The organism is Nocardioides marinisabuli (genome assembly GCF_013466785.1).
GTDB lineage: Bacteria > Actinomycetota > Actinomycetes > Propionibacteriales > Nocardioidaceae > Nocardioides > Nocardioides marinisabuli.
The window spans coordinates 1279740-1305125 of the sequence record NZ_CP059163.1 but is presented as its reverse complement, the minus strand read 5'-3'; the positions used below and the strand labels follow the sequence as shown (position 1 = coordinate 1305125).

Annotated in this window: 27 protein-coding genes and 1 tRNA gene; 13 read left to right on the top strand and 15 right to left on the bottom strand. The window is 73.3% G+C overall.

The annotated features are described in order from the left end of the window. Nucleotides 1-13: 13 nt before the first annotated feature. A complete protein-coding gene (locus H0S66_RS06335) occupies nt 14-1795 on the bottom strand; it encodes a GAF domain-containing SpoIIE family protein phosphatase (protein ID WP_179614631.1) in 1782 nt (593 codons plus the stop codon). An 83-nt stretch (nt 1796-1878) separates the two neighbouring features. After that, the gene (locus H0S66_RS06330; protein ID WP_179614630.1) at nt 1879-2442 is read right to left on the bottom strand and encodes a hypothetical protein; all 564 of its coding nucleotides are present in this window, start codon (nt 2440-2442) and stop codon (nt 1879-1881) included. A gap of 112 nt (nt 2443-2554) precedes the next feature. Between H0S66_RS06330 and H0S66_RS06325 the strand changes: the two genes are divergently transcribed. Then, a complete protein-coding gene (locus H0S66_RS06325) occupies nt 2555-4309 on the top strand; it encodes a thioredoxin-like domain-containing protein (protein WP_179614629.1) in 1755 nt (584 codons plus the stop codon). Further along, a complete protein-coding gene (locus H0S66_RS06320; RefSeq protein ID WP_219633628.1) occupies nt 4306-5181 on the top strand; it encodes an MOSC domain-containing protein in 876 nt (291 codons plus the stop codon). Before H0S66_RS06325 ends, H0S66_RS06320 begins: the two co-directional genes overlap by 4 nt. 6 nt (nt 5182-5187) lie before the next feature. On the opposite strand, the gene H0S66_RS06315 is transcribed toward H0S66_RS06320, so the two are convergent. Further along, nucleotides 5188-5793 (bottom strand): LysE/ArgO family amino acid transporter, encoded by a 606-nt coding sequence (locus tag H0S66_RS06315; RefSeq protein WP_179614628.1) that lies wholly within the window; start codon nt 5791-5793, stop codon nt 5188-5190. A 69-nt stretch (nt 5794-5862) separates the two neighbouring features. Between H0S66_RS06315 and H0S66_RS06310 the strand changes: the two genes are divergently transcribed. Together H0S66_RS06310 and H0S66_RS06305 are read left to right on the top strand one after the other, a co-directional pair. Then, nucleotides 5863-6759, top strand: coding sequence for a LysR family transcriptional regulator ArgP (locus H0S66_RS06310; RefSeq protein WP_179614627.1), 897 nt, complete (start codon nt 5863-5865; stop codon nt 6757-6759). 52 nt (nt 6760-6811) lie between these two features. Continuing rightward, complete coding sequence (locus H0S66_RS06305) at nt 6812-8623, top strand: serine/threonine-protein kinase (protein WP_180923822.1); 1812 nt, start codon at nt 6812-6814, stop codon at nt 8621-8623. A gap of 9 nt (nt 8624-8632) precedes the next feature. Here H0S66_RS06305 and H0S66_RS06300 read toward each other — a convergent pair whose 3' ends face one another. From H0S66_RS06300 to H0S66_RS06270, 6 genes are all read right to left on the bottom strand, one after another. Continuing rightward, complete coding sequence (locus H0S66_RS06300; RefSeq protein WP_179614625.1) at nt 8633-9238, bottom strand: response regulator transcription factor; 606 nt, start codon at nt 9236-9238, stop codon at nt 8633-8635. After that, nucleotides 9235-10275: a sensor histidine kinase gene (locus H0S66_RS06295; protein WP_179614624.1), complete on the bottom strand. Its 1041-nt coding sequence runs from the start codon at nt 10273-10275 to the stop codon at nt 9235-9237. The genes H0S66_RS06300 and H0S66_RS06295 overlap by 4 nt, the downstream gene beginning before the upstream one ends. Then, nucleotides 10272-11075, bottom strand: coding sequence for an ABC transporter permease (locus tag H0S66_RS06290; protein ID WP_179614623.1), 804 nt, complete (start codon nt 11073-11075; stop codon nt 10272-10274). The genes H0S66_RS06295 and H0S66_RS06290 overlap by 4 nt, the downstream gene beginning before the upstream one ends. After that, on the bottom strand, nt 11072-11944 hold the full coding sequence (locus tag H0S66_RS06285; protein WP_179614622.1) for an ABC transporter ATP-binding protein: 873 nt from the start codon (nt 11942-11944) through the stop codon (nt 11072-11074). The genes H0S66_RS06290 and H0S66_RS06285 overlap by 4 nt, the downstream gene beginning before the upstream one ends. A 109-nt stretch (nt 11945-12053) precedes the next feature. Beyond that, entirely contained in the window at nt 12054-12752 is a 699-nt protein-coding gene (locus tag H0S66_RS20345; protein ID WP_180923819.1) for an HNH endonuclease, read from the bottom strand. 288 nt (nt 12753-13040) lie between these two features. Continuing rightward, a complete protein-coding gene (locus H0S66_RS06270) occupies nt 13041-13325 on the bottom strand; it encodes a hypothetical protein (protein WP_180923817.1) in 285 nt (94 codons plus the stop codon). 210 nt (nt 13326-13535) lie between these two features. On the opposite strand from H0S66_RS06270, the gene H0S66_RS06265 reads away from it, so the two are divergent. The 3 genes from H0S66_RS06265 (at nt 13536) to H0S66_RS06255 (ending at nt 14773) form a co-directional block, all read left to right on the top strand. Beyond that, nucleotides 13536-13694: a hypothetical protein gene (locus H0S66_RS06265; RefSeq protein WP_179614620.1), complete on the top strand. Its 159-nt coding sequence runs from the start codon at nt 13536-13538 to the stop codon at nt 13692-13694. Between the two features lie 508 nt (nt 13695-14202). Then, complete coding sequence (locus tag H0S66_RS06260; RefSeq protein ID WP_179614619.1) at nt 14203-14523, top strand: hypothetical protein; 321 nt, start codon at nt 14203-14205, stop codon at nt 14521-14523. Between the two features lie 64 nt (nt 14524-14587). Further along, nucleotides 14588-14773, top strand: a complete 186-nt coding sequence (locus H0S66_RS06255) for a hypothetical protein (RefSeq protein WP_179614618.1) — start codon at nt 14588-14590, stop codon at nt 14771-14773. Nucleotides 14774-15270: 497 nt separating this feature from the next. Here the strand turns inward: H0S66_RS06255 and H0S66_RS06250 are convergent, their stop codons facing one another. Continuing rightward, on the bottom strand, nt 15271-17130 hold the full coding sequence (locus H0S66_RS06250; protein WP_179614617.1) for an acyl-CoA dehydrogenase: 1860 nt from the start codon (nt 17128-17130) through the stop codon (nt 15271-15273). Between the two features lie 168 nt (nt 17131-17298). On the opposite strand from H0S66_RS06250, the gene H0S66_RS06245 reads away from it, so the two are divergent. Then, a complete protein-coding gene (locus H0S66_RS06245; RefSeq protein WP_179614616.1) occupies nt 17299-17757 on the top strand; it encodes an RrF2 family transcriptional regulator in 459 nt (152 codons plus the stop codon). A 21-nt stretch (nt 17758-17778) separates the two neighbouring features. Here H0S66_RS06245 and H0S66_RS06240 read toward each other — a convergent pair whose 3' ends face one another. Continuing rightward, nucleotides 17779-18465, bottom strand: coding sequence for a PspA/IM30 family protein (locus H0S66_RS06240; protein ID WP_180923815.1), 687 nt, complete (start codon nt 18463-18465; stop codon nt 17779-17781). A 578-nt stretch (nt 18466-19043) separates the two neighbouring features. On the opposite strand from H0S66_RS06240, the gene H0S66_RS06235 reads away from it, so the two are divergent. Beyond that, nucleotides 19044-19517, top strand: coding sequence for a nuclear transport factor 2 family protein (locus H0S66_RS06235; protein ID WP_179614614.1), 474 nt, complete (start codon nt 19044-19046; stop codon nt 19515-19517). Nucleotides 19518-19520: 3 nt separating this feature from the next. Here the strand turns inward: H0S66_RS06235 and H0S66_RS06230 are convergent, their stop codons facing one another. The 4 genes from H0S66_RS06230 to H0S66_RS06215 all read right to left on the bottom strand — a co-directional run bounded on the left by H0S66_RS06230 (nt 19521) and on the right by H0S66_RS06215 (nt 21733). After that, a complete protein-coding gene (locus tag H0S66_RS06230; protein WP_179614613.1) occupies nt 19521-20198 on the bottom strand; it encodes a DUF2461 domain-containing protein in 678 nt (225 codons plus the stop codon). 43 nt (nt 20199-20241) lie between these two features. After that, a complete protein-coding gene (locus tag H0S66_RS06225) occupies nt 20242-20736 on the bottom strand; it encodes a DUF5994 family protein (RefSeq protein WP_179614612.1) in 495 nt (164 codons plus the stop codon). 98 nt (nt 20737-20834) lie between these two features. After that, nucleotides 20835-20910: transfer RNA gene (locus tag H0S66_RS06220), tRNA-Gly, on the bottom strand. Between the two features lie 37 nt (nt 20911-20947). Further along, nucleotides 20948-21733: an SGNH/GDSL hydrolase family protein gene (locus H0S66_RS06215; RefSeq protein WP_179614611.1), complete on the bottom strand. Its 786-nt coding sequence runs from the start codon at nt 21731-21733 to the stop codon at nt 20948-20950. A gap of 65 nt (nt 21734-21798) precedes the next feature. On the opposite strand from H0S66_RS06215, the gene dcd reads away from it, so the two are divergent. The 4 genes from dcd to H0S66_RS06195 all read left to right on the top strand — a co-directional run bounded on the left by dcd (nt 21799) and on the right by H0S66_RS06195 (nt 25386). Then, complete coding sequence (gene dcd / locus H0S66_RS06210; protein ID WP_179614610.1) at nt 21799-22374, top strand: dCTP deaminase; 576 nt, start codon at nt 21799-21801, stop codon at nt 22372-22374. After that, nucleotides 22374-23243: a sulfotransferase gene (locus tag H0S66_RS06205; protein WP_179614609.1), complete on the top strand. Its 870-nt coding sequence runs from the start codon at nt 22374-22376 to the stop codon at nt 23241-23243. The genes dcd and H0S66_RS06205 overlap by 1 nt, the downstream gene beginning before the upstream one ends. After that, a complete protein-coding gene (locus tag H0S66_RS06200) occupies nt 23240-23566 on the top strand; it encodes a TraR/DksA C4-type zinc finger protein (protein ID WP_179614608.1) in 327 nt (108 codons plus the stop codon). Before H0S66_RS06205 ends, H0S66_RS06200 begins: the two co-directional genes overlap by 4 nt. An 86-nt stretch (nt 23567-23652) precedes the next feature. After that, on the top strand, nt 23653-25386 hold the full coding sequence (locus tag H0S66_RS06195) for a sodium:solute symporter family protein (protein ID WP_219633626.1): 1734 nt from the start codon (nt 23653-23655) through the stop codon (nt 25384-25386).

The following is a 25386-nucleotide window of genomic DNA, read 5'->3' as shown; positions in this document are numbered from 1 at the left end:
CCGGGTCGGTGACTCAGTCGTCGGGCGTGAACCGCACCGCCATCACCGCGATGTCGTCGTCGAGGTCGTCGTCGGCGAGGTCGCGCAGCACGGCGTCGAGGAACTTCTCGACCGGCAGGTGGCCGTGGTCCGCCACCGCGGCGGCCAACCGCTCGAGCCCCTCGTCGAGGTGCTCGCCGCGCCGCTCGACGAGCCCGTCGGTGTAGAGAAGCAGGGTCGAGCCGGCCGCGACGAGGACGCGCTGGTCGGCGCGCTCGACGTCGGGCAGCACCCCGATCATCAGGTCGGGCGGCCCGTCCTGCAGGTAGGAGCACCGGCCCTCGGGCCCGAGCAGCAGCGGCGGCGGGTGCCCCGCGTTGGTCCAGGCCAGCCAGCGCCCGCCGGGCTCGTCGTCCTCCGGGCCGGGAGCCTCGATGCGGGCGTGCACCAGCGTCGCGAGGCCCTCGACCTCCAGGTCGTGCAGCGCGTGGTCGAGCAGGCGCACGTTGGCCGCCGGGCGGTCGTCGACGGCCCAGGTGATGGCGCGCAGCATGTTGCGCACCTGGCCCATCGTCGCCGCGGCCCCGAGGTCGTGGCCCACCACGTCGCCGATCATCAGCGAGGTGTCGCCGCCGGGCATCACCACGGCGTCGTACCAGTCGCCGCCGACCTGGTCGCGGGCGGCGGCCGGTCGGTAGCGCGCCGCGATCTCCTGGCCGGTGCTGCGCGGCAGCGCCGGCAGCAGCGCGCTCTGCAGCGTCACCAGGGCGTCGAGCCGCTCCTGCACCAGCAGCGCCCGGCTCACCGCCTGGGCGGTGTACGACGCCAGCGCGGTCATCGTGGTGACGTCCTCGTCGCTCTGGTCGCGGGCGGTGTCCCAGACCAGCGCCATCGCCCCCAGCGAGACGCCGTCGGTGTCGTAGAGCGGCAGGAAGGCGCGGGCCTCGCCGACCTGGGCGCTGAGGTCGAGGTGGCCGTAGTGCTCGTTCTGCGCGGCCCGGTCGTGGAACCACACCGGCCGCTGGAGGACCATCGCGCTGCCCAGCGGGTTGGAGTGGTCGAGGCCGAGGCGCTGGTTGAGCTGGGCCGAGCGCCAGTCGTCGCCGGTGGGGGGCACGTAGTGCAGGCGGGCGTCGTCGCCGACCGGGTCGGAGGTGCCCGGGTGCTGGGCGGTGTCGTCGATCCAGATGCCGGCGCGCGAGCAGCCGAGCTGCTCGATCGAGACCGCCTCGACGGCGACGGCCACGTCGCCGAGGGTGCGGGTGCTGGCCAGGCCCTCGCTCAGGGCGAGCAGCACGCTCGAGCGGCGCGACAGGTTGGCCGCCGAGTCGGCGGCCCGGGCCGCCTCGGCCCGCAGGCCGCGCTGGGCCAGCTCGCTGGAGCAGGCCGCCGCGAGGTCCTGCAGCGAGGCCAGGTCGGCCCCGCTCCACTCGCGCGGCTCGTGGGTGATCGCGCACAGCGAGCCGACGATGGTGCCGTGCTGGTCACGGATCGGGTAGCCGGCGTAGCCGATCACCCCGAGGTCGGGGATCGCCAGGTTGCTGCGCAGCCGCTCGTCGAGACGGGCGTCGGTGATGACCAGCGGGGCCTGGTCGGCGACCACCCACTGGCAGAACGAGTGCGACAGCGGGGTCTCGCGCGTGGTCGCCAGCTCACCGGTGAGCCCGTCAGCGCCGACGAACGCCTGCCGCTGCTCCTCGACCAGGCTGACCAGGGCCATGTCGGAGCCCAGGGACCGGCGCACCAGGCGCGCGTAGCGGTCGAAGGCGACGCGCAGGTCGGCCTCGGGTCCGGCCCGGAGGTCGGGGTGGGACATGGCGTGCGACCTCCGTCTTCTCGAGGACGAACGCTATCCCAGACCTGGTCGCCGTCGGGCGGCAACCGGGAAGCCCGGTCGGGTCAGCCGCAGCTGACCTCGAGCTCGCCCTGGCCGACGTCCTCGAACTCGGTGCGCGACTCGTCGACCCGGTAGAAGCCGGGGGTGGCCGAGACGGACCCGTCGCCGGCCTCGAGACCGGCCATCGGCTCGGTGGGTCCGCCCCCGCCCAGCATCGGGTTGACCTCGTAGATCGTGTCGGCCTCGCCGAAGGCCTCGGCGGTGCCGACGTAGACGACCAGCTGGTTCGGGCCCACGGCGTCGACGAAGACCGGGGTGCCGTCCTCCGCCTCGCCGGGGCCGTTGATCGAGAACTCCTGGGCGTCGCCGGGGCTGAAGACGCAGGTGGTGGGGGTGAAGGAGTAGGTGGTGCCCGCGACGACGACCTGTCCGGTCCCGCCGTCGGAGGCCTGCGTGTCGTCCCCACCGTCGTCCCCACCGTCGTCCTCGGCGCCGGTGTCGGCGTCCACGTCGGCGGTCGTGGACACGGTGGGCCCGTCCTCACCTCCCCCACACGCACCCAGGGTCAGCGCCAGCACGGCGGCGGACCCGGTCAGAGCGGTCAGGACGGTGGGACGAGCGGTCATGGCTTCCTGGGGTCGTGGGCAGGTGACTCCAGCACCGTAACGAGACCCGCGGTCCTCGTCAGCGACTTCGCAAAGTTCCGGGCGGTTGCCGGGCGGGGGCAGAATCCGGGTCATGTCGCACCGCCCGCGCGTCCGCGCCCCCGAGCTCGCCGGCCGAGGCTGGCTCAACACCGACGGCCCCCTGACCCTGAGCAACCTCCGCGGCCGCTTCCTGCTGCTGGACTTCTGGACGTTCTGCTGCGTCAACTGCCTCCACGTCCTCGACGAGCTGCGCCCCCTCGAGGCGGCGTACGCCGAGGAGCTGGTGGTGGTCGGGGTGCACAGCCCGAAGTTCGCCCACGAGGCCGACCCCGACGCGCTCGCGGCGGCGGTCGAGCGCTACGGCGTGCACCACCCGGTGCTCGACGACCCCGAGCTGGTGACCTGGCAGGCCTACACCGCCCGGGCCTGGCCGACCCTGGTGCTCGTCGACCCCGAGGGCTACGTGGTGGCGCAGTACGCCGGCGAGGGCCACGCCCACGCGATCGAGGCGCTGCTGGCCGACCTGGTGCCCGAGCACCGCGAGCGCGGCACGCTGCAGCCCGCCGGGTCGCCGTACGTCGCCCCGGTCGTGGAGCCGACCGACCTGCGCTTCCCGGCCAAGGCGGTCGCGCTGCCCGACGGGCACCTGCTGGTCGCCGACGCCGGGCACGACGAGGTCGTCGAGCTCGACGCCGAGGGGGCCGTGGTGCGCCGCACCGGCGGGTTCCGCGAGCCCAACGGGCTGTGCCTGCTGCCGCCCGGCGTGGCCGCCGAGGTCGGGTACGACGTCGTCGTCGCCGACACCGTCGGGCACCGGCTGGCGGGGCTCGAGCTGGCCACCGGTGCGGTCCGCACCCTGGCCGGCGACGGTCACCAGTGGATGAGTGGCGACGGCACCGCCCGGCTCTCCTCGCCCTGGGACGTCACCTGGTGGCGGGAGCGGGTGTGGGTCGCGATGGCCGGCATCCACCAGCTCTGGACCCTCGACCCGCGCACCGGGGTGGTGGAGGTCGCCGCCGGCACCGCCAACGAGGGCCTGCTCGACGGGCCCGCCGGCGAGGCGTGGTTCGCCCAGACCTCGGGGCTCGCGCCCGACGGTGACCGGCTGTGGCTGGCCGACAGCGAGACGTCGTCGTTGCGCTGGATCGGCGCCGACGGCTCGGTCGGCACCGCGGTCGGCAGCGGCCTCTTCGACTTCGGCTTCCGCGACGGGCCCGCCGACCAGGCGCTGCTCCAGCACCCGCTGGGCGTCACCGTGCTGGGCGACGGCTCGGTGGCGGTCTGCGACACCTACAACGGCGCGGTGCGCCGCTTCGACCCCGCGACCGCGACCCTCACGACGCTCGCGACCGGGTTGGCCGAGCCCAGCGGCGCGGTCCTCGACCCCGCCGACCCCGGGGTGCTGGTGGTGGTCGAGTCGGCCGCGCACCGGCTGGCCCGGGTGCCGCTCGGGGCCGTGGCCACCGTCGACGGCTTCGCGCACTCCACGCAGCGGCCGGTCACCGACGTGGCCGCCGAGCTCGAGCTCGTCGTCACCTTCGAGCCGCCGCCGGGGCAGAAGGTCGACGACCGCTTCGGCCCACCCTCCCAGCTCGTCGTCGAGTCGACGCCGCCGGGGCTGCTGCGCGAGGGCTCGGGTCGCGGTACCGCGCTGACCCGCACCCTGGTGCTCGACCCGCACGCCGGCGACGGCGTGCTGCACGTCGCCGCCCGAGCCGCCTCCTGCGACGCCGACGGCGGCGAGGGCGCGGCCTGCCGGATGCACCAGCAGGACTGGGGCGTGCCGGTGCGGGTCGTCGCCGGGGCCCCGGCCGAGCTCGTGCTGCCCCTGGGCGGCGCCGGGTGAGCGCCGTTGGCACGCCGACGCTGGCCTCGATCCACCGCTACCCGCTCAAGTCGGCGCGCGGGGAGCGGCTCGCCGAGTCGTCGGTGGAGCCCTGGGGGCTCGAGGGCGACCGCCGGTGGATGGTCGTCGACCCCGACGGCCTGGCCGTCACCGCCCGCGAGGTGCACCCGCTGCTGCTCCTGCGCCCCGAGATCACCGCCGCCGGGCTGCGCATCGAGGCGCCGGGCTGCGACCCGCTCGAGGTGGCCACCCCCGACCCGGCGCGCCAGGTGCCGGTGCGGCTGTGGCGCTCCGAGCTGACCGCCGCCCACGCCGGCGAGGCCGACGCGTGGCTGAACCGGGTGCTGGGCCGCCCGGTGCGGCTGGTGCACCTCGACGACCCGACCCGGCGCCCGGTCTCCGCCGAGTACGCCGCCCCCGACGACCGGGTCTCGCTCGCGGACGGCTACCCGCTGCTGGTCACCACCCGCGCCTCGCTCGACGCCCTCAACGACCAGGTGCTCGAGCGCAGCGGCGGCGCCCACGACCCGCTGCCGATGGAGCGCTTCCGGCCCAACGTGGTGGTCGACGGCGTCGGCGCCTGGGCCGAGGACGACTGGCGCCGGGTCCGCATCGGCGGCGTCGACTTCCGCGCCGTCAAGGGCTGCGCGCGCTGCGTCATCACCACCCTCGACCCCGACACCGCCGAGGGCGGCAAGGAGCCGATCGCCTCGCTGGCGCGGATCCGCCGCTGGGACGGCGCCACCTGGTTCGGCACCAACCTGGTGCCCGACCTGCCCGACGGGCGGCCGGTCACGATCCGCGAGGGTGACGAGGTCGAGGTGCTCGAGGCGGTCGAGCCCGGCGCCGGGCCGATCCGTCCGGTGCGCTGAGCGGGCTCAGCCGAGCGCGAGCGAGACCGCCAGGGCCAGCATCACGATGCCGATGAGCAGGTCGAGCACCCGCCAGGCGCCGGGGCGGGCGAAGAGGCCCGAGGCCAGCCGGGCGCCGTAGCCCAGCCCGACGAACCACACCACCGAGCCCAGGGCGGCCCCCGCCGCGAAGGCCCAGCGGCCCTCGACGCCGTAGCCGCTGGCCAGCGAGCCGAGCAGCAGCACCGTGTCGAGGTAGACGTGCGGGTTCAGCCAGGTCAGCGCGAGCGTGGTCAGCACCGCGGGCCACAGCCGGGTCACCCCCTGTGCCGCCGCCTCGAGCGTCTCGCCCCCTCGAGCGGCGCGCCGCAGCGACAGCACGCCGTACGCCGTCAGGAAGGCCGCGCCCGCCCAGCGCATCACTACCAGCACCTCGGGGGCCTGCTCGACGATGGTGCCGATGCCGGCCACCCCGGCGGCGATGAGCACCGCGTCGGAGACCGCGCAGACCACCACGACGGGCAGGACCTGCTGGCGGGCGAGGCCCTGGCGCAGGACGAACGCGTTCTGGCTGCCGATCGCGACGATCAGGCCGAGGCCGGCGAGCAGCCCGGCGAGTGCGGTGGAGGTCATGGGACGAGGCTAGGAGGGCAGCGGCCTGAAGAACAGCGAATGTTCTTGGGGATGGCTTAGCGTTGCTTCATGACGTACGCCGCCCCGCAGCTCGCCGCGCTGGTCGCGGTCTGCGACACCGGCACCTTCGAGGCCGCCGCCCGCGCGCTGCACGTGACGCCCAGCGCGGTGAGCCAGCGGGTCCGGGCCCTGGAGTCCGAGGTCGGGCAGGTGCTGGTGCGGCGCGCGACGCCGTGCACCCCCACCGACGCCGGGGCCGTGCTGGTGCGGCTCGGCCGGGCCCAGGCGCTGCTGGCGGCCGAGGCCCGGGCCGAGCTGGGTCTCGACCCGGAGGACGCCGTCGGGGCTGCCGGGCCGCGTGTCGACCTGGGTGTGGCCGTCAACGCCGACTCGCTCGCCACCTGGTTCCGCGAGGTGCTGGGGGTCGTGGCGCGGTGGCCGGGAGTGGCGCTGGGCCTGCACGTGGAGGACCAGGCCTGGTCGCACGACCTGCTGCGCGAGGGGCGGGTGCTGGGCGCGGTGACCAGCGACCCGGTGGCGGTGCAGGGCTGCCGCGTCGAGCCGTTGGGCACGCTGCGCTACCGGCCCGCGGCCGCGCCCGCCCTGGTCGGGCCGGGGGAGGCGGCGCGTCCGGACTGGTCAGGGCTGCCGATGGTGGTCTTCAACGACAAGGACGCCCTGCAGGACCAGTGGCTCGCGCGGCGCGGCGCCGGCGCGCCCCGCGTGGTGCACCGGGTGCCCACCTCGGCCGACTTCGTGGCCGCCATCGAGGCCGGGCTCGGGTGGGGGATGGTGCCCGAGCCCCAGCTCGACCCGGCGCTGCGCGCCGGCAGCCTGGTCGCCCTGGGCGGCGAGGAGCACCTCGACGTCGCGCTGCACTGGCAGCGCTGGCGCCTGGGCTCGGAGGTCCTCGACCGACTCAGCGACGCGGTGCGGGCCGCCGCGCAGCGCCGGCTGCGCCCCTGACGGGCGGCTCCGCCGTTTGTAAAGTCGGCCGGGTGGCGGCTTCACTGGGCGCATGATCAGGATGCCGTCGGTCGGCGACGACGTGGGCCGCTACCGCCTGGTGCGCCAGCTCGGGCACGGTGGCATGGGCATCGTCTACGCCGCCCACGACACCACGCTCGACCGCGAGGTGGCGCTCAAGGTCATCAGCCCGCAGCTGGCCGAGGATCCGGAGTACCGGGTGCGCTTCCAGCGCGAGGCGCTGGCGCTCTCCCGCATGGACTCGCCCCACGTGGTGGCCGTCCACGACCACGGCGAGGTCGACGGCTGCCTGTTCCTGGTCACCCAGCTCGTCCCCGACGGCGACCTGCTCCAGCGCCTGCGGGCCGAGGGGGCCCTGGCGCCCGGCGCCGGGCTCGACCTGGTCGCCCAGGTGCTCCTCGGGCTCGAGGACGCCCACCGCGCCGGCATCGTGCACCGCGACGTCAAGCCCAGCAACGTGCTGCTGCGCCGGCGCGGCGAGCGCACCGAGGCGTTCCTCTGCGACTTCGGCATCGCCACCCTGCCCGGCGCCGAGGTCACCCGCACCGGCGGCCTGGTCGGCTCCTTCCCCTACATGGCCCCCGAGCGGCACCAGGGCCGGACCGCGGGCGTGCCCGGCGACGTCTACGCCACCGGCTGCCTGCTGTGGCACGTGCTGACCGGCTCGGCGCCGTACGCCGGCACCGACGTCGAGATCGCGATGGCCCACCTGCAGGCCCCCGTGCCGCAGCTGCCCGGCGGTGACGCCTTCGCCCGCGGCCTCAACCGGGTGCTCGCCCGCGCGATGCACAAGGACCCCGCCGCGCGCTACGCCTCGGCGCGCGCGATGCGCCTCGACCTCGAGGCCGTGCGCTCCGGGCGCCCGCCCTGGTCACGCTGCCCGAGCACACCTCGATCAGGCACGCCGTCGGCGCCGCGCCGCCCGCCGCGCCGGTACGCCGTCGTCGACGCGGGGCCGCCCTGCTCGTCGGCACCGCGGCCGCGGCCCTGCTGGTCGGCGCCGGGCTCTACGCCGGCCTCGCCGTCGAGCGCCCCCGCCGAGCTCACCACCACCGGCGCGCCGCTCGGCACCGCCGTCCCGACGCCCGCACCGACCGGCGCTGCGGACGGCGAGCAGGTGGCCCCCGGCGCGACCCTCAGCCCGCTCGACGCGACCGTGTCGCCCCGGGCCGGAGCCGGTGCGGGCGGCCGCTCCGGCGACGCCGGCGGCCAGCCCCTCGCGGGTGTGCCCCGGCGGGGAGCCTGCCCAGCGCCCCTCCCGCCGTGCCCAGCCAGGCGCCGGCCCCGGCGGCAGCGGCAACGGCGGTGGTTCCGGTGGCAACGGCGGTGGCGGGAACAACGGCGGCAACGGCGGCGGCTCGCAGGAGCCCGCCGACGAGGGCCCGCCGCCGACTTCCGCTGCTGGGACGGCAGCGAGGTCAGCGGCGGGCAGGGCGCCTGCCCGGCCGGGCCGACCGGCGCGACGGGGCTGCGCCACATGTTCGTCCTCGACGGCGAGTGCGTCACCGCCGGCACCGCGCAGGGCCAGGTGCCCGCGCTGCGGTGCAGCCGCTCCACGCCGCACGGCGAAGCCCAGGCGCGGCTGCTGGAGTGGGTCGACGTACCGACCATGAAGTCGGAGATCGCGGCGTACAACCGCGGCAGGAAGTCCTTCGACTGGCTCTACGGACGGGCCTACTCGCGGCCGACGCCCGACCAGGGCCTCGGCTACGTCCGGTCCAACCTCTACGGCAACAAGCGCTTCAGCGTCTCGGTGCAGGGCGTCAACAAGGCCTCGCGGTCCTGGATGCTCGACCAGATCCGCTACCGGGCGCCCGCCGACTACCGCGGCTACCCGATCTAGCTCCTCGGGCTAGAGCCAGCCGTTGGCCTGGGCGACCCTGGCCGCCTCGGCCCGCGTGGTGGCGCCGGTCTTGCCGATGGCGGTGGACAGGTGGTTGCGCACCGTCCCCGCCGTGAGGTGGGCCCGGGCCGCGATCACCGCCACCGGCGACCCGTCGAGCGCCAGGGTGAGGATCTCCGCCTCGCGTACGGTCAACGGGCTGGGCCCGGCCAGCAGCGACTCGGCCGCGAGCTCGGGGTCCACCACGCGCAGCCCGGTGTGCACACGGCGTACGGCGTCGGCGAGCTCGCGCGCCGGGGTGTCCTTGACGACGAAGCCGGCCACGCCCGCCTCGAGGGCGCGCCGCACGTAGCCGGGTCGGCCGAACGTCGTGACCACCAGCGAACGCACCCCGGGCAGCTCGGCGCGGAGCGCGGCAGCCGCCTCGATCCCGGTCATGCCCGGCATCTCGATGTCGAGCAGGCAGACGTCGACGTCGGCGGCCCGCGCCGCGGCCACGACCTCGTCGCCGCGGCCGACCTGGGCCACGACCTCGAGGTCGGTCTCGAGGTCGAGCAGCGCCGCCAGAGCACCGCGCACCAGCGCCTGATCGTCGGCCAGGAGGAGCCTGATCACGGCAGCCGCACCTCGACCCTGGTCCCGGTCGGCTCGCCGTGGGCCAGCAGCAGCGTCCCGCCGGCCGCTGACACCCGCTCGCGCATGCCGCGCAGCCCGTTGCCCTCGGCGTGGGCGCCACTCAGACCGGTGCCGTCGTCGGTGACCGCGAGGCCGGTCGAGGAGAGCTCGACGGTGACGTGGGAGGCGCGGGCGTGGCGCAGGACGTTGGTGACCGACTCGCGCAGCACCCAGGCGAGCAGGGCGCGGTGCCGTGGGTCGGTGTCGGCGACCTCACCGCGGACCCGGGTGTCGATGCCCGCGTCGGCCAGCAGTCCCGGCACCGAGCGCAGCTCGTCCTCGAGGCCGGCGGCCCGCAGCCCGCCCACGGTCGCGCGGATCTCGGCCAGGGCCTGGCGGGCCGTCTCCTGGATCGAGTCCAGCTCCGCGCGGGCCCGGGCGGGGTCGAGGTCGACGAGCCGGCTCGCGAGCTCGGCCTTGATGGCCAGGGCGGTCAGGGAGTGGCCCAGCACGTCGTGCACGTCGCGGGCGACCCGTTCGCGCTCGGCGGTGAGCGCCAGCTCGGCGCGGGTGCGCGCGGCGCGCACATCGAGCTCCGCGAAGACCCGGATCGCGGTGCAGAAGCCGATGATCGGCCAGACCATCAGGAAGAAGAACGCGGGGAAGCCGCCACCGATCAGGGAGACCAGCGGCAGGACCGCGGAGATGGCAGTCGTCCAGCGCCACCACGGGGCCGGCACCATCAGCGCCGAGAACGCCCCGAGGTAGGGCGTCAGCCCGACCGCCTCGATGCCGATGGCAGGCGCTGTGGCCAGACCCAGGGCCACGAGTGCGCACCACACCGGCAGCGCGTGCCGACGCCACACGGCGAAGCCCAGCAGGTAGACCCCCGCGAAGGCCGCCAGCGTCGCGAGGGTCGCCGCCCGGGCGACCGCGGAGAGGTCGGCCTGGAAGGTCTCGACGACGGGGTAGGTCAGGAACACCAGCCAGACCCCCGCGACCACCCAGGTCCACCGCTCCCAGGGGGACTGGGTCACACCCGCTCCCGCCGGCGGCGCAGCCCCCACACGGCGAGCGCTGCGAAGGTCAGGGTCCACGCGACCACGTTAGCGATCAGCAGCCACACCGGATCGTGCCCGGCGTCGATCGGCAGGTGGCCCTCGCTCAAGGGGTAGCGCGCCAGCCCCGCGTACCCGTAGAGCGGGGTGAGACGTCCGATGGCCAGCACCACGCCGTCCATGGGGGTGAAGACGTTGCCCAGGAAGGCCAGGATCACGATCAGCCCGGAGGCGATGCTCGAGGCGTTCTGGCCGCGGAGGACCAGGCACACGGCGAGGCCGTAGAGCGCGAAGACGCTCGAGCCGAGCCAGACGACGACGGCGCTGGCCACCCAGTCGAAGGCGTTGCCGCGGGCTCCCGTCGCGGCGCCGATGGTGTAGATCAGGGCGATCGGGACGGCAGCGACGACCATCGCCACCGCGGTCTTCACCGCGACGAAGGCCAGCGGCGGGACCGGGGTCAGCGCCAGCTGACGTCCCCAGCCCGTGGTCTGCTCGTGGACCGCCGACCCGGCCACGGTCGTGGTGGCCGTGACGGCGCCGTACGCCGCCATCGAGATCATCACGTAGAGCCCGACGTTGCCGCTGCCGTAGGGCTCGTCGTCGCCCAGCCCGAAGACGACGAAGAGGAAGGCGGGCAGCGCGACCGCGAAGAACATCCCCGTCCGGTCGCGCAGCAGCCGCCGCAGGTCGAGGCGGCCGTAGGCCAGCAGGCGAGTGCGCCACGTGGTCGCCGTGGTCGCGGCGGCGGTGCTGGTGCTGGTGCTCAGGGTCGTCATCGCAGGGCCTCCTCAGGGGTCGCGGTGAGCGCCAGGAACGCTGCCTCGAGGCTGGCGCTGGAGACGTCGAGGTCGGTGACCCCCAGGGGGGCCAGGCGGTCGCGCACCTGCTCGAGCCAGGCGGGGTCCACGCCCTCGGGGTGCACCGCCTCCGGGGGCGGGCGGAAGGTGACGCTGCGCCCGCCGTACGCCGCTCGCACCTCGACGGTCGGCGCGTCGGCGACGATCCGGCCCCGGGCCATCAGCACGGTGCGGTCGGCGAACTCGTCGGCCTCGGCGAGGTAGTGGGTCGCGAAGACGATGGTGCGCCCGGCGGCCGCGTCGGCGCGCATGGTGTCCCAGAAGTCGCGGCGGGCGCCGACGTCCATCCCGGTGGTCGGCTCGTCGAGCACGACCAGGTCGGGGTCGGGCACCAGGGCAAGCGCGAACTTGAGGCGCTGCTGCTCGCCGCCCGAGCAGGCCTGCACCAGTCGCCCGGCCAGCTCGCCGAGCCCGGCGCGCTCGAGGACGTGGTCGACCCGGTCGGGTCGGCCGTGCAGCGCCGCGACCGCGCGGACCGTCTCCCGGACGGTGAAGTCGGGCAGCAGCCCCCCGGTCTGCAGCACCGCCGAGACCCGGCCGGCGGCGACCGCGCGCCGCGGGGAGACGCCGTACACCTCGACGCTGCCGCTGGTCGGCTCGGTGAGCCCGAGCAGCATGTCGACGGTGGTGGTCTTGCCGGCTCCGTTCGGGCCGAGGAAGGCGACGACCTCGCCGGGCCGAATGGTCAGGTCGACCGCGTCGACGGCCTTGACCGGTGGGCCGTGGCTGCCGACCGGGGCGGCGAAGGTCTTGGTCAGGGCGTTCATCCGGACCGCTGGTGTGCTCATGGCACCAGCCTGGGTCCGCGCGCGCGACGAGGCCCGGGGGAGTTGTCACGACCTGCCCGTGACACCTGTCATGGGTGGTGGCCTGGCCGGCCCGTCGCGGCCGCAGGTCTCAGGCGGTGAGGACCCAGTGGCCTGGTGATTCCAGGACCCAGGTGGGTTCGGGTGGGAGGAGGCCGGGTGGGTCGGGGGCGCGGGAGTGGGTGGTCTGGCCGGCGGGTGAGGTGATCTCGACGTCGTGGGGGTCGAGGTCGTAGTGGTGCAGCACCTTGTGGTGCCAGCCGGGTTCTTCCTTGAGCTGGTTGCAGGCGGCGCAGAGGCCTTGGCCGTTGAGGGTGCTGGTGGGGCCGCCGGCGTGGTCGGGGGTGATGTGGTCGTGGTGGCGGATGGGGGCGTTGCACCACGGGGTGCGGCAGGTGCGGTCGCGCAGGGTGATGAACTGGCGCAGCAGCCCGTCGAAGGTCCGGCTGGTGGATTCCATGGCGACGAGCTGGTCGGTGTCGGCGAAGAGTCGGCGTACCCGGGTGCCCATCTCGGGGGCGCAGGCCAGGAGGTTGCGGGCCACGGAGGCGGGGATGGGTCCGCCGGCGCCGCCGTACATCGGCACGACCTCGGCCGGCTCGTCGGCGTCGGAGCCGTCGCCGAGGAGTGCTTCGGCGGAGATCACGATGTTGAGGGCGATGGGGGTGTGGGTGGCGGTGATCTGGCCGGTCAGGCGGGCCACGAACAGGTCGGCGATGATCTGGGCGTGGGTGCGGTCCTCGTCGGGTTGGGCCTTGAGCTGGGTGGCGCGTTGGTGCAGGGACTGCATGACCGCGGCTTGCTTGGACGTCGGAGATGATCGCGGTGATCTGGGCGGTGCCGTCCTCGCGCCGTTGGTAGGTGAGGTGGCGGTTGCGGTGGGCGCGTTCGCGGCGCCGGGCAGCAGCGTGGTCGTCGAGGCGGATCGCGATCCGCTGCGCGGCGAGTCGTAGCGCCCGGTCCCCCAGCGGTGTCCCGGTGGCGAGGAGGTCACCGAGGGCGGTGTCGAAGGCGGGGCGCAGCGCGGAGTGGACGTGGTCGGCCTCGGTGGCGAGGATCTCGGCGCGGTGCTCGTTGATCAGCCCGTCATCGAGGGCGGCGAGGACGTGGGGCAGGTCGTCGACCAGGGTGCAGGCCATCGCACGCAGCCGGGCACCGCGGTGCGGTGACTCATGACATGACGTGCGAGCGCGACCTGCGCACCCACCGACCGATCCGAGGCGTCGGCCTGGAGGTCGTCGAGACGCGCGGTCAACCTGGCCTGGCGAGCCGCCAGGTGCGCCTTCAACGACTCCAGCTCTTCGAGCATCGCGACACACTCGCCCGGCGTGCCGGGGAGGGAGTCGTTGATCGCTTCGAACATGTGTTCTATTCTAGGCGGCCCGGTAGGCCATGTCCAGGGTCTAGATGCAGCTGTGGATGGCGCTCGACGCCGCGCGGGGGAGGTGGCGCAGCGACGCACGCAACCGGTCCGTTCCGGCTCTCAGGCGGGTTGTTCGGTGCGCGCCCCAACGTGTCGGGGCTGGAGAGCCGCGCTCGGTTCGACCCGTTGTGGCAGAGCGGGCAGAACCGGATGGGGGGCGCCGACTACGGCATCGGACCCGCCGGCGCCGCCCGCATCCTGGTCGAGGTCGGTGGCGTGGCCCGGTTCGCCGGTCGCCCCGGACCCGCACGGCAGTCGCTATACCCAGGCCGCGAGCACATGGAGGACCTGCTCCCAGGCACCCGTTGACACAGTGGGGCGCCGGACTCGGGCGTCTCAGGGGACCGGTGTCGACGCCCTGTCCTGTGAGGCGGAGCGCGTCGGCCGCCGGGCCCACTGGATCGTCACCGCGACAACGCCGAGCACGAGAACGATCAGAACAAGCGCACCGATCAGCGGCAGGGGATCTGTGACAGCGAGGTCGGGGACTTGGTCGTACTCACAACGGATCGTGACAGGTCCGTCCAGATACGCCGGTCTACCGCTGAGCCCCTCGATGCCCGGGGGTGCCGCAGGCTCATCCACCCTCGTCTGGCAGTAGTCCTCGAGGTACCTCGCCTGACCTACGACCCACAACCCGAGTACGACAACCGCGCACACGAGGCTGAAGACGATGGCCCCTGTGAGGCGTGCGATGCGTTGCGCTATGCCCGACATGCCCGGTCAACGACAGCGCGCAGCATGCGTCACCAGGGCCAGGCGTCTCGCCACGACCATGCGGACAGCGGCAGATGCCCACCATGCCAGACTGCTCGCTGTGTCGGATGACGCTCGCTTCCTGTCCTTCGCCTCGGTCGGACTGGTCGCAGCGTCAGCTCTGTTCATCTTGGTAGGCCCGTCTCTGCGCAGGCAGGCGGCGCGCCATCCGCAGGTGCCTATCCTCGAGCGCGCCTACAGCGCGCGGCGCCATGTAGCAGTGTCGTCTCTGCTAGGCGGCTTCTCCTGCGCCTCAGCCGTGGCCTACGACGTGTGGCAGTCAGAGCCGTGGCGACTCTTGGGCATCGCCTTCATCGTCTGCTCGATCCCGTCCACGGCGATAGCCGGCTACCGCCTGTGGGGCCGGTCCTTCCTCGCCTGATCCCGCTCACCGGAGCTTCCGCTCGCCACGACGGCTGGGCGACATGTCCTGCGACACTGAACGCATGCCGTCAGGAGCCGTGCTGGTGATGCTGCTCCTGGCTGTCCCGGTGTCGGCGTTGGCCGTCCTGACGGCCTTCGGTGAGCGTCGCCGTGGTGGTTCGCTCCCGGTGGTGCTGGGCGCCGGTCTCCTCTTCCCCCTCGCCTGGGTCAGCTGGTACGTCCGTGACCGGCGGGCAGTGGCGCGCTGACCATCCGCGCGGCAGATCAGTACGTTCCTCGCATGGGCGACCACGCACAGCTGCCTGGCTACAGGTTCCTCGGTTGGGGCCGGAGGCCACATCCGGCGGACGTGGCTGGCACCTTGCGGAGAACTGCTTCGACGCTGCGGGGCCTGCGGCGGTTTGCTCCGGCTGTGGAACGACCGATCCGAGCGATGTCCCTGTGGACGGCTCTCCAAGGACGCCGAGGTCGGACGCTTCGGGTCCAGTGACGGCGACGACAGCATCGCCGTCTACCGCCAGCTGTCGTAGTCCGCAGATCGGCACGGCCACGCACTGCGCGGCGTGCCGGCGTGCGTGCGCGCGTCCGGGCGGCCTACTACTCGGCCCTGGGCTTCACGCCGTACCTCGAGCGTGAGGGCTCCATCGCCCACCGCTTGGACCTCTAGCGCCCACGACTACGGAGCCGCCGCCGGCACCCGCTCTCGCGGGGCCGACGGCGGCTCGTGGTCGTGCGGTCGATCAGATCAGAACGCGGCCTCGTCGAGGTCCATCAGCGACAGGTCGACCGCCTCGGCGATCGCGCGCTCGCTGCTGATCTTGGGCAGGTTGTAGGACGCGAAGAACTGCGCGGCCGCGACCTTGCCCTCGTAGAACGCCTTGTCCTTGGCCGGCACGTCGCCGCCCAGCTTCTCCAGCGCGACCTCGGCGCCGCGCAGCAGCAGCCAGGCGCAGACGACGTCGCCGAGCACCATCAGCAGGCGGGAGGTGTTGAGACCCACCTTGTAGATGTTGCGGATCTCGTCCTGGGCGCTCATCAGGTCGTTGATGAGGTGGCCGACCATCGCGTTGGCGTCGTCGAGGGCGGTGGCCAGCAGCTGGCGCTCGTTCTTCAGGCGACCGTTGCCGGCCTCGCTGTCGATGAAGCCCTGGATCTCGGCGGCCAGGTGGCCCAGAGCCTTGCCCTGGTCCTTGACGATCTTGCGGAAGAAGAAGTCCTGGCCCTGGATCGCGGTCGTGCCCTCGTAGAGGGTGTCGATCTTGGCGTCGCGGACGTACTGCTCGATCGGGTACTCCTGCAGGAAGCCGGAGCCGCCGAAGGTCTGCAGCGACTCGGTGCCCAGCAGCACCCACGAGCGCTCGGAGCCGTAGCCCTTGACGATCGGGAGCAGCAGGTCGTTGACCGCCTCGGCGAGCTTGGTCTCCTCGGAGTCCATGGTGCCCTCGTGCTCGGCGACCATGATCTTGTCCTGCCACGCGGCGGTGTAGAACACCAGCGAGCGCATGGCCTCCGAGAACGACTTCTGCACCATCAGCGAGCGGCGCACGTCGGGGTGGGCGGTGATCGCCACGCGGGGCGCGGTCTTGTCGCCCGACTGGGTCAGGTCGGCGCCCTGCTGGCGCGACTTCGCGAACTCCAGCGCGTTGAGGTAGCCGGTCGAGAGGGTGGCGATGGCCTTGGTGCCGACCATCATCCGGGCGTTCTCGATGACCTGGAACATCTGGGCGATGCCGTTGTGGACCTCGCCGAGCAGCCAGCCCTTGGCCGGCTCCTTCTCGCCGAAGGTCACCTCGCAGGTGTTGGAGACCTTGATGCCCATCTTGTGCTCGACGTTGGTGACGTACACGCCGTTGCGCTCGCCGGTCAGCTCACCGGTCTCGTGGTCGAAGTGGTACTTCGGGAGCAGGAAGAGCGAGAGGCCCTTGGTGCCCGGGCCGCCGACGCCCTCGACGCCCACGGGGCGGGCGAGCACGAGGTGCATGATGTTCTCGCTCATGTCGTGCTCGGCCGAGGTGATGAAGCGCTTGACGCCCTCGATGTTCCACGAGCCGTCGTCGTTCTGGGTGGCCTTGGCTCGGCCGGCGCCGACGTCGGAGCCCGCGTCGGGCTCGGTCAGCACCATGGTGGCGCCCCACTGGCGCTCGACCATGATCTGGGCGATGCGCTTGTCGCGGTCGTTGCCGTTGCGGTGCACGACCCCGGCGAACGGCGCGCCCGCGCCGTACATCCAGACCGGGGCGTTGGAGCCCAGGACGAGCTCGCCGAGCGCCCAGACCAGGCTCGAGGGGGCGGGGGTGCCGCCCAGCTCCTCGCGGATCTGCAGGCGCCAGAACTCCGAGTCCATCCACGCCTGGTAGCTCTTCTTGAAGGACTCCGGGATCGGCGCGGTGCTGGTCTCCGGGTCGAAGACCGGCGGGTTGCGGTCGCTGTCCTCGTACGACGCCGCCAGCTCCTCGCGAGCCATCCGGTCGACCTCGGCCAGGATCTCGCGAGCGGTGTCGCTGTCGACCTCGCCGAAGGGGCCGGTGCCCAGCACCTCGTCACGGCCCAGGACCTCGAACAGGTTGAACTCGATGTCGCGCAGGTTGCTCTTGTAGTGGCTCACGGCCCCCACCTTCTTCGTCGTCAGGTTCTCGGCCGGCCATGAGACGCGCGTCATACTGACCGGTAACTTATATGGTACGGGCCAGTAACTTGGCTCGCAACAACTTCACCCGACCGGGTCGGACCCGAAGTCGAGTGAGTTGATCGACTCGTCTGAGACACTGGACTCGTGCGAGTTTCCGCGAAGTCCGACTACGCCCTGCGGGCGCTGATCGAGATGGCGTCTCGCAGCGACCGCAAGGCTGTGAGCGCCGAGGAGCTGGGGCGGGTGCAGGACATCCCGCACGGCTTCCTGCAGACGATCCTCGCCGACCTGCGCCGCGCCGGCATCGTGATGTCGCAGCGTGGCCAGTCCGGCGGGTGGCGGATGGCCCGCGAGGCGGACGGCGTCTCGGTCGCCGACGTGATCCGGGCCGTCGACGGCCCGCTGGTCTCCGTCTACGGCCTGCGCCCCGAGGCGGTGGAGTACAACGAGTCCGCCGAGGTGCTCCAGCACGTCTGGATCGCCGCGCGCGGCTCGCTGCGCGACGTCTTCGAACAGGTCTCGATCCGCCAGCTGGCCGAGCGCGACTTGCCACCGCAGGTCACCGAGCGCACCGCCGACGAGGACGCCTGGCAGCCGCACTGAGGCCGGGCGGCGCCGCCAGCCTCAGCTGATGGCGGCGGCCAGCCGGGCCTTGAGGGTGGCCTTCTTGCGCGCCAGCTTGGCGACCTTGGCCTCGAGCTCGGTGGTCTGCTCGCGCAGTCGGGTCGTCTCCACCAGCAGGTCGGCCAGCGCGTCGGTCGCCGAGGCCAGGCGCTGCTCGGTGGTGCTGGTGTCGGCGGCGTACGGCGCCCCCGGCCGGGTGCCGAGGCCCAGCGGCGACGCGGGGTGCAGGTGGGCGGTGTCGCCGACGAGGTCGTAGCCGCCCTCGGCGACCGCCTTGCCCCAGGTGTCGGCGAGCTCGCACAGCTCGTCGTGCAGCTCGGGGGAGAGCCCGACCGGGGCACCGCCGGGCTCGCGGGTGCGCAGCTGCTCGTCGAGCACCAGGCGCGAGGTGCGCACCTGCGCGCGGTCGTCGACGGCGCGGTTGACGTGACGCAGCACGCCGAGGCCCACCGGCCCGAGCGGGGCGCGGGCGGGCTCGCGCACCGGGAGGCCCTCGGCCTCGACGCCGACGAGCTCGGCGATGGTGCGCCAGGTCGCCTCGGTGCGGTCCTGCCCGGGGGCGGGCACGACCACGTGCAACCGGTCGGCCCGCTTCAGCTCGGCGCGCCAGCGGGCCAGCACCGGCCCGACGTCCTGCGCGGCCCAGAAGTCGCTTGCCTCGGCCGTCTCGCGCCCGCTGTCGAGCACCCGGCGCGCGTAGCGCGCGCAGCGACAGCGAGCCGCCGGCCCGCACCGAGCCGGCCCAGGCGTCCACGAGCTGGGAGGCGGGGTCGCGCAGCGTCGCCACGACGTGCACCTCGAAGCCGCTGAGGGAGTCCAGGAGCAGGGCGACCTGGTCGGAGGACGCGCCCGCGAGCAGCTCCTCGCTCACGACCACCGCGGCGTGCGCGGTGGCGCCCTGCTTGCGGGCGCGCCGGACCAGGTCGGACCAGGCCCCCTCCACCTCGCGGCGCTTGAAGCCCCAGGCCTTGTGCAGCCGGCGCATCTCGATGGCCGCGCGCAGCGAGTCGTCGGGGGTGCGGGCCGGGCTGCGCACGCCCAGCTCGGCGAGCCGCTCACGGTGCTCGACGAGACCGGCCGCGACGCCGTCGGCGCCCGCGTGCTCGAGGCCGATGTGGAGGACGAACCTGCGCTTGCTCATGGCCGCCAGGCTGGCAGCGGCGCACGGCGCGCGGGTGAACCCCGGGTGTCGTGGTCGCCACCTGCTGACGAAGGTCGCCCCCACATCACTAGAACCTGTTCCAGTTCGGTCCTACGATGCGGGCATGACGACCTCGCTCCCGTCCGCGATCAGCTCACCCGCCGTCGAGTGGCACGCCAGCCTCGAGGAGCACCCGGCGCGGCTGGCCTCGATGCGCTCCTACTCCGCGGTGGCCAAGGGCGACCTCGAGGAGTGGCTCGGGGTCTACGCCGAGGACGCGGTGCTGGAGGACCCGGTCGGCCCCTCGATGTTCGACCCCGAGGGCCGCGGCCACCACGGCCACGAGGGCATCGCCGCCTTCTGGCGCCTGGCGATCGAGCCGATCGCGACCTTCCGCTTCGTCATCCGCGACTCCTTCGCCAACGGCTCGACCTGCGCCAACGTCGGCACCATCCACACCGCCTTCGCCGACGGCGGCGCGACCCACACCGACCTGGTGATGGTCTACACCGTCGGCGACGACGGCCGGGTCAGGTCCATGCGCGCCTTCTGGGAGCCCGAGCGCACGATGGCCACCTACCAGGCCCCCGCCGGGTAGAGGTCAGTCCTGGCAGTGGCGCTGGAGCCACTCGACGAGCGGGCGCAGCGTGCGCCAGTCGTCGCGCACCAGGTCGAGCGCGGCCGGGGTGTGGATCTCGGGGCCGAAGCCGTGGTCGCGGCCCAGGGTCAGCGACTTGTGCCGCAGCAGCTCGATGCGCGGGTGGTCGGCGTCGAAGCCGCGCGGCGAGGTCTTGAGCCGCTCGCCGCCCAGCTCGAAGCCCGCGGCGACGAGCCCGGCGACCATCTGCTCCAGCTCGCGCCCGAACCGCTCGTGGGCCACCGCCTCCCGGAACGAGGCCAGCCTGGTGCCGGCGGCCTCGTAGAAGCCGGCGCCGGTGCGCAGCCCCCGCGGTGACAGCTCGACGTACCAGCCGGTGGCCGGCCCGACCGGCACGAACGCGCCCTGGTGCGTCTTGTACGGCGTCTTGTCCTTCGCGAAGCGCACGTCGCGGTAGGGCCGGAAGATCTTGGCCTGCCCGAACTCGGGCTCCAGGGCCGCGCACAGCGCCGTCATCGGCGCCTTCACCGACTCGGCGTAGACGTGCTTGTGGGCCTCCCAGAACGACTTGGTGTTGTCGACCTCGAGGTCGTCGTAGAAGTCGAGGGCGGCGCTCGGGAAGCCGGTGAACCCCGTGGACCCCTCCGGCGTGCCCGTCCGCTCGGTCGGTGGTGGCGTCATGCCCCCGAGCCTAGGTCGCCGCGGGGCCACCGGTCGGGTGGGATCAGCTGCCCCGGGCCCAGTGGTCGGCCGGCACGCTCGCGGCCTCGCCCTCGACCGTGTGCAGCAGGTCGGCGGCGGAGTGCTGGTTGCCGGAGGTCGCGGCGGCCAGGAGGGCCTCGTCGCCCTGGTCGGCGCTGAACCCGGGCGGCACGACGGCCAGCAGCCACACGCTGCGGTCCGACATCGTCAGGTGCACCAGGTGGGTGTCGTCGTGGGGGAAGAAGCCGACCTTCACCTGGCCCGCGGCGACCGGCAGGGAGCGGACGGGGCGGTTGTCCCAGTCGGGCGGGGAGTAGAGGACCCGCACGACGCGCCCCCGCTCGGGCGGGAAGTCGTCGACGAGCCGGCGCAGCTCGGCGCTCAGGTCGCGGCTGTGCGGCCACCACCCGCCGTCGAGGTGGTCGTGCCCCTGGTGGTCGGCGAGCCGGAGCCGCAGCCCGGTCGGCTCGAGGCCGGGAGCCGTGGAGGTGGTGGGAGGTGCGGTGGCCGTCGTCATGACGTGTGCCTCTCGACCGTCTGCGCACCGGCCCGACGGGCTCGTGCGGACGGTCATTCACCCCGAGGGTACGCCCGGACCGGCGGGCGGTGCATTCGTGGAGCGGACGACGAGACTCGAACTCGCGACATCGACCTTGGGAAGGTCGCGCTCTACCAACTGAGCTACGTCCGCACGCGCCACCGAGGTGGTGCGGGCCAATGCTAGACGATCAGGCGCCGGCCGGTGCGATCCGGGTGTACTCGGGGTAGCGCGGCGCCATCCCGTCGCCCGACGAGCGCCCGGTCACCCGGCGGTGCACCCACGGCCACAGGAAGGTGCGCACCCAGGTGGCGTCGGTGCGCACCCGCTGCACCCACGACGTCGGGCCGGCGTCGGCCAGCACGAGCGGCTCGAGGTCGTGCTCGACGCCGAGGGTGTCGAGGACCTCGATCGCCATCCGCTGGTGGCCGGCGGGGCCCATGTGCATGCGGTCGGCGTCCCACATCCGCCAGTCGGCGTACTCGGTGAGGTGCCAGTAGTCCACGACCCGCGCCCCCTGCCGCGCAGCGATCTCGCGCACGCCCTCGCTGTAGCGGCGGAACCGCTCGCGCACCAGCCGGTACGTCGCCGAGCCGCCCGGGTCCGCCGAGGTCCACACCAGCACCTCCGCGCCGCTGGCGCGCAGCCGCGCGATCATGTCCTCGTACGACGCCAGCAGCGCCTCGAGGTCGACCGAGGGTCGCATGATGTCGTTCGCGCCGGCGTAGACGGTGACCAGCTCGGGCTCGAGGGCCAGGGCCGGCTCGAGCTGCTCCTCGAGGATCGGGCCGAGCTTGCGCCCGCGGATGGCGAGGTTGGCGTAGGCGAAGCCGGGCTCGCGCGCCCCGAGGGCCTCCGCGACCCGGTCGGCCCAGCCGCGCACCCCGTTGGGGCGCTCGGGGTCGTGGTCGCCGACGCCCTCGGTGAAGGAGTCGCCGATGGCGACGTAGCGGGAGTAGGTGGGGGTCGTGCTCATGACGCCATTGTCCCCGAGGCCCGGGCACCTGCCGCCCGCGGGGCGCGGGCGGTAGGTTGGCGCCCGTGCTGCTCAGCGACCGCGACATCATGGCCGAGATAGACGCCGGGCGGGTCGCCCTCGACCCGTTCGACCCCGCGATGCTGCAACCGTCGTCGATCGACGTGCGCCTCGACCGGTTCTTCCGGGTCTTCGAGAACCACAAGTACCCGCACATCGACCCGGCGGCCGACCAGTCCGACCTGACCCGGATGATCGAGCCCGAGGGCGACGAGGCGTTCATCCTGCACCCCGGCGAGTTCGTGCTGGGCTCGACCTACGAGGTCGTCTCGCTGCCCGACGACATCGCCGCCCGCGTCGAGGGCAAGTCGTCGCTGGGGCGTCTGGGGCTGCTCACCCACGCCACCGCCGGCTTCGTCGACCCCGGCTTCAGCGGCCACGTCACCCTCGAGCTCGCCAACGTCGCGACGCTGCCGATCAAGCTCTACCCGGGCATGAAGATCGGGCAGTTCTGCTTCTTCCGGCTCTCCTCGCCCTCCGAGCACCCCTACGGCTCGGAGAAGTACGGGAGCCGCTACCAGGGCCAGCGCGGGCCGACGCCCTCGCGCTCCTTCCAGAGCTTCCACCGCACGACGATCTGATGCCCGTGCCCGGCGACGCCCCCGTCTTCCTGCTGGGCACCGGCTGCCAGAAGGGCGGCACGGCCTGGCTGCACGGCTACCTGTCCTCCTCCGCGGAGACCGACCTGGGCTTCATGAAGGAGTACCACGTCTGGGACCGGCTCGACCTCGCCGAGGACCGCCCCGGGCTCAAGCGGATGGTCAAGCGCGGCCGCGAGGCACTCGACGCGTTGGCCGAGGGCGGTCGCGGCGGCGACGTGCGGGCGCTGCGCCAGGCGGCGTTCATGCTGGAGCCGGAGTCCTACTTCGACTACTTCGCCTCGCTGGTCGGGCCGGGTCGCGCCCGGCTCACCGGTGACCTGACCCCGGCGTACGGCGGCCTGGGCGAGCGCCGCCTGGCCTTCGTGCGCGACGGCGTCGAGGCGCGCGGGCTGCAGATGCGGGTGCTGATGTCGCTGCGCGACCCGGTCGAGCGGATCTGGTCGGCGGTGCGGATGATGCAGATGCGTCAGCCCTCGCGCTACCCCGGCGGCTCCGCCGACTGGGTGCGCAAGCTCTACGCCGACGAGCAGGTCGAGTCGCGCACCCGCTACGACCGCACCCTGGCCGCGGCCCGCGCGGTGCTGCCCGACGACCGGGTGCACGTGGTGCTGTACGAGACGCTCTTCGAGCCCGCCTCGCTGGAGGCGCTGACGGCGGGGCTGGGCCTGGCCCCGATCGAGCCCGACACCGAGACCCGTCCCAACGAGACGCCCCGCACCGCCGAGACGCTGCCCGACGAGCTGGTGGCCCAGGTGGCCCAGCACTACCGCGACGTCTACGACCACGTCGACCGCGACCACCCGCACCTCGACGTCCGCCGCCGGTGGGCCTCGGCCCGCTTCCTGTGAGCCGCGCCCGCCTCGAGCAGGAGCGGGCCGAGGTGCACGCCCGGCTGGCGCTGCTGCGCGCGGACCTCGAGGCCTTCCGGGCGGCCTCCGAGCGCGACAACGCCGACGACGAGCACGACCCCGAGGGCGCCACCATCGCCTTCGAGCGCTCCCAGGTCTCCGCGCTCCTGCGCGAGGGCGAGCGGCGCCTGCGCGAGCTCGACGCGGCGCTGGAGCGCGTGGCCGCCGGCACGTACGGCGTGTGCGAGCGGTGCGGGCGCGACATCGCGCCCGAGCGGCTCGAGGTGCGGCCCGCCGCTCGCACCTGCGTGGCCTGCGCCTGAGCGCCTCGCCCCCAGGGGTGGGCGCCGCGCCGGCGTCCGGGTCCTAGCCTCGACCGACCGCGCGACCCGGCGTGAAAGGACTGGCAGTGACCACTGTCTGGGCAGGCGACACGATCATCTCGGCGCACCCCGTCGACTACCTGATCATCGCCATCTACTTCGGCTTCGTCCTCACCATCGGCGTCGTGGCGCGGCGCCAGGTCTCCGACTCGGTCGACTTCTTCCTGTCGGGCCGCTCGCTGCCGGCCTGGGTCACCGGCCTGGCCTTCATCTCCGCCAACCTCGGCGCCGTCGAGATCATGGGGATGAGCGCCAACGGCGCGCAGTTCGGCCTGCCCGCGGTGCACTACTTCTGGATCGGCGCCATCCCGGCCATGCTCTTCCTCGGCGTGGTGATGATGCCGTTCTACTACGGCTCCCAGGTGCGCTCGGTGCCCGAGTTCATGTATCGCCGCTTCGGCACCGGCGCCCACCTGGTCAACGCGATCTCGTTCGCGGTGGCCCAGCTGCTGATCGCCGGCATCAACCTCTACCTGCTCGGCAGCATCATCCAGGCGCTGATCGGCATCGACCTGATCATCGCGCTGGTGATCGCCGCCGTCGTCGTGCTGAGCTACATCACGCTGGGCGGGCTGAGCGCCGCCATCTACAACGAGGTGCTGCAGTTCTTCGTCATCGTCGCCGGCCTGCTCCCGCTGACCCTGCTGGGCCTCTCGCGCGTGGGCGGCTGGGACGGGCTCAAGGAGCGCATCGCCGCCGACGCCGGCGGGCCCGGGGTGCCCTCGGCGGCCGAGCAGCTGAACTCGTGGCCGGGCACGGCGCTGACCGGCTTCTCCTCCGACGTCCTCTCGGTCGTCGGCATCGTCCTGGGGCTCGGGTTCGTGCTGTCGTTCGGCTACTGGACCACGAACTTCGTCGAGGTGCAGCGGGCCATGGCCACGGACTCGATCTCCTCGGCCCGCAAGACCCCGATCATCGGTGCCTTCCCCAAGATCTTCATCCCCTTCATCACGATCCTGCCCGGCATGATCGCGGCCGTGCTGGTCAGCGAGATCGCGCGCACCAAGGCGGGGGAGGAGGTCGCCGGCGGCGCCGAGGGCACCGTGCAGTACAACGACGCGCTGATCTACCTGATGCGCGACGTGCTGCCCAACGGCCTGCTCGGGGTGGCGATCGCGGGTCTGCTCGCGGCGTTCATGGCCGGCATGGCGGCCAACATCTCGGCCTTCAACACCGTCTTCAGCTTCGACCTGTGGCAGCGCTACGCCTTCCAGGACCGCGCGGACCGCTACTACCTGCAGGTGGGGCGGCTGGCGACGGTCGGCGCCACCGTGGCCGCGATCGGCACCGCCTACCTGGCCTCCAGCTTCTCGAACATCATGGACTACCTCCAGACGCTGTTCGGCTTCTTCAACGCCCCGCTCTTCGCGACCTTCATCCTCGGCATGTTCTGGAAGCGGATGACCGCGACGGCCGGCTGGGCCGGTCTCGTGGCGGGTACGTCGGCCGCCGTCCTGGTCGGCTTCCTCTCCGACGGCACGCTCGGCGGGCTGAGCATCGGGGTGCTGCCGCTCAGCGGCCAGGGCGCGGCCTTCGTGGCCGCCGGCGCCGCGTTCGCCGTCGACATCGTCGTCAGCGTCGCGGTCTCCCTGGTCACCGCTCCCAAGCCGGAGGGCTCGCTGCGCGGCCTAGTCTACTCCGAGACCCCGCGCGAGGAGCGCACCGACCCCGACGAGGCGTCGTACCCCTGGTACCGACGCACCGTCCCGCTGGCGAGCATCGCGCTCGTCATCGTCATCGCACTCAACGTGGCCTTCTGA

Bases quoted from the DNA above. Each gene is read 5' to 3' on its own strand.
- H0S66_RS06230 (WP_179614613.1), bottom strand. From the start codon at position 20,198: ATGACGCCACCACCGACCGAGCGGACGGGCACGCCGGAGGGGTCCACG.
- H0S66_RS20345 (WP_180923819.1), bottom strand. From the start codon at position 12,752: ATGCAGTCCCTGCACCAACGCGCCACCCAGCTCAAGGCCCAACCCGAC.
- H0S66_RS06215 (WP_179614611.1), bottom strand. From the start codon at position 21,733: ATGAGCACGACCCCCACCTACTCCCGCTACGTCGCCATCGGCGACTCC.
- H0S66_RS06285 (WP_179614622.1), bottom strand. From the start codon at position 11,944: ATGAGCACACCAGCGGTCCGGATGAACGCCCTGACCAAGACCTTCGCC.
- H0S66_RS06330 (WP_179614630.1), bottom strand. From the start codon at position 2,442: ATGACCGCTCGTCCCACCGTCCTGACCGCTCTGACCGGGTCCGCCGCC.
- H0S66_RS06325 (WP_179614629.1), top strand. From the start codon at position 2,555: ATGTCGCACCGCCCGCGCGTCCGCGCCCCCGAGCTCGCCGGCCGAGGC.
- H0S66_RS06205 (WP_179614609.1), top strand. From the start codon at position 22,374: ATGCCCGTGCCCGGCGACGCCCCCGTCTTCCTGCTGGGCACCGGCTGC.
- H0S66_RS06270 (WP_180923817.1), bottom strand. From the start codon at position 13,325: ATGTTCGAAGCGATCAACGACTCCCTCCCCGGCACGCCGGGCGAGTGT.
- H0S66_RS06305 (WP_180923822.1), top strand. From the start codon at position 6,812: ATGATCAGGATGCCGTCGGTCGGCGACGACGTGGGCCGCTACCGCCTG.
- H0S66_RS06310 (WP_179614627.1), top strand. From the start codon at position 5,863: ATGACGTACGCCGCCCCGCAGCTCGCCGCGCTGGTCGCGGTCTGCGAC.
- H0S66_RS06255 (WP_179614618.1), top strand. From the start codon at position 14,588: ATGCCGTCAGGAGCCGTGCTGGTGATGCTGCTCCTGGCTGTCCCGGTG.
- H0S66_RS06335 (WP_179614631.1), bottom strand. From the start codon at position 1,795: ATGTCCCACCCCGACCTCCGGGCCGGACCCGAGGCCGACCTGCGCGTC.
- H0S66_RS06235 (WP_179614614.1), top strand. From the start codon at position 19,044: ATGACGACCTCGCTCCCGTCCGCGATCAGCTCACCCGCCGTCGAGTGG.
- H0S66_RS06315 (WP_179614628.1), bottom strand. From the start codon at position 5,793: ATGACCTCCACCGCACTCGCCGGGCTGCTCGCCGGCCTCGGCCTGATC.
- H0S66_RS06265 (WP_179614620.1), top strand. From the start codon at position 13,536: ATGGGGGGCGCCGACTACGGCATCGGACCCGCCGGCGCCGCCCGCATC.
- H0S66_RS06225 (WP_179614612.1), bottom strand. From the start codon at position 20,736: ATGACGACGGCCACCGCACCTCCCACCACCTCCACGGCTCCCGGCCTC.
- H0S66_RS06290 (WP_179614623.1), bottom strand. From the start codon at position 11,075: ATGACGACCCTGAGCACCAGCACCAGCACCGCCGCCGCGACCACGGCG.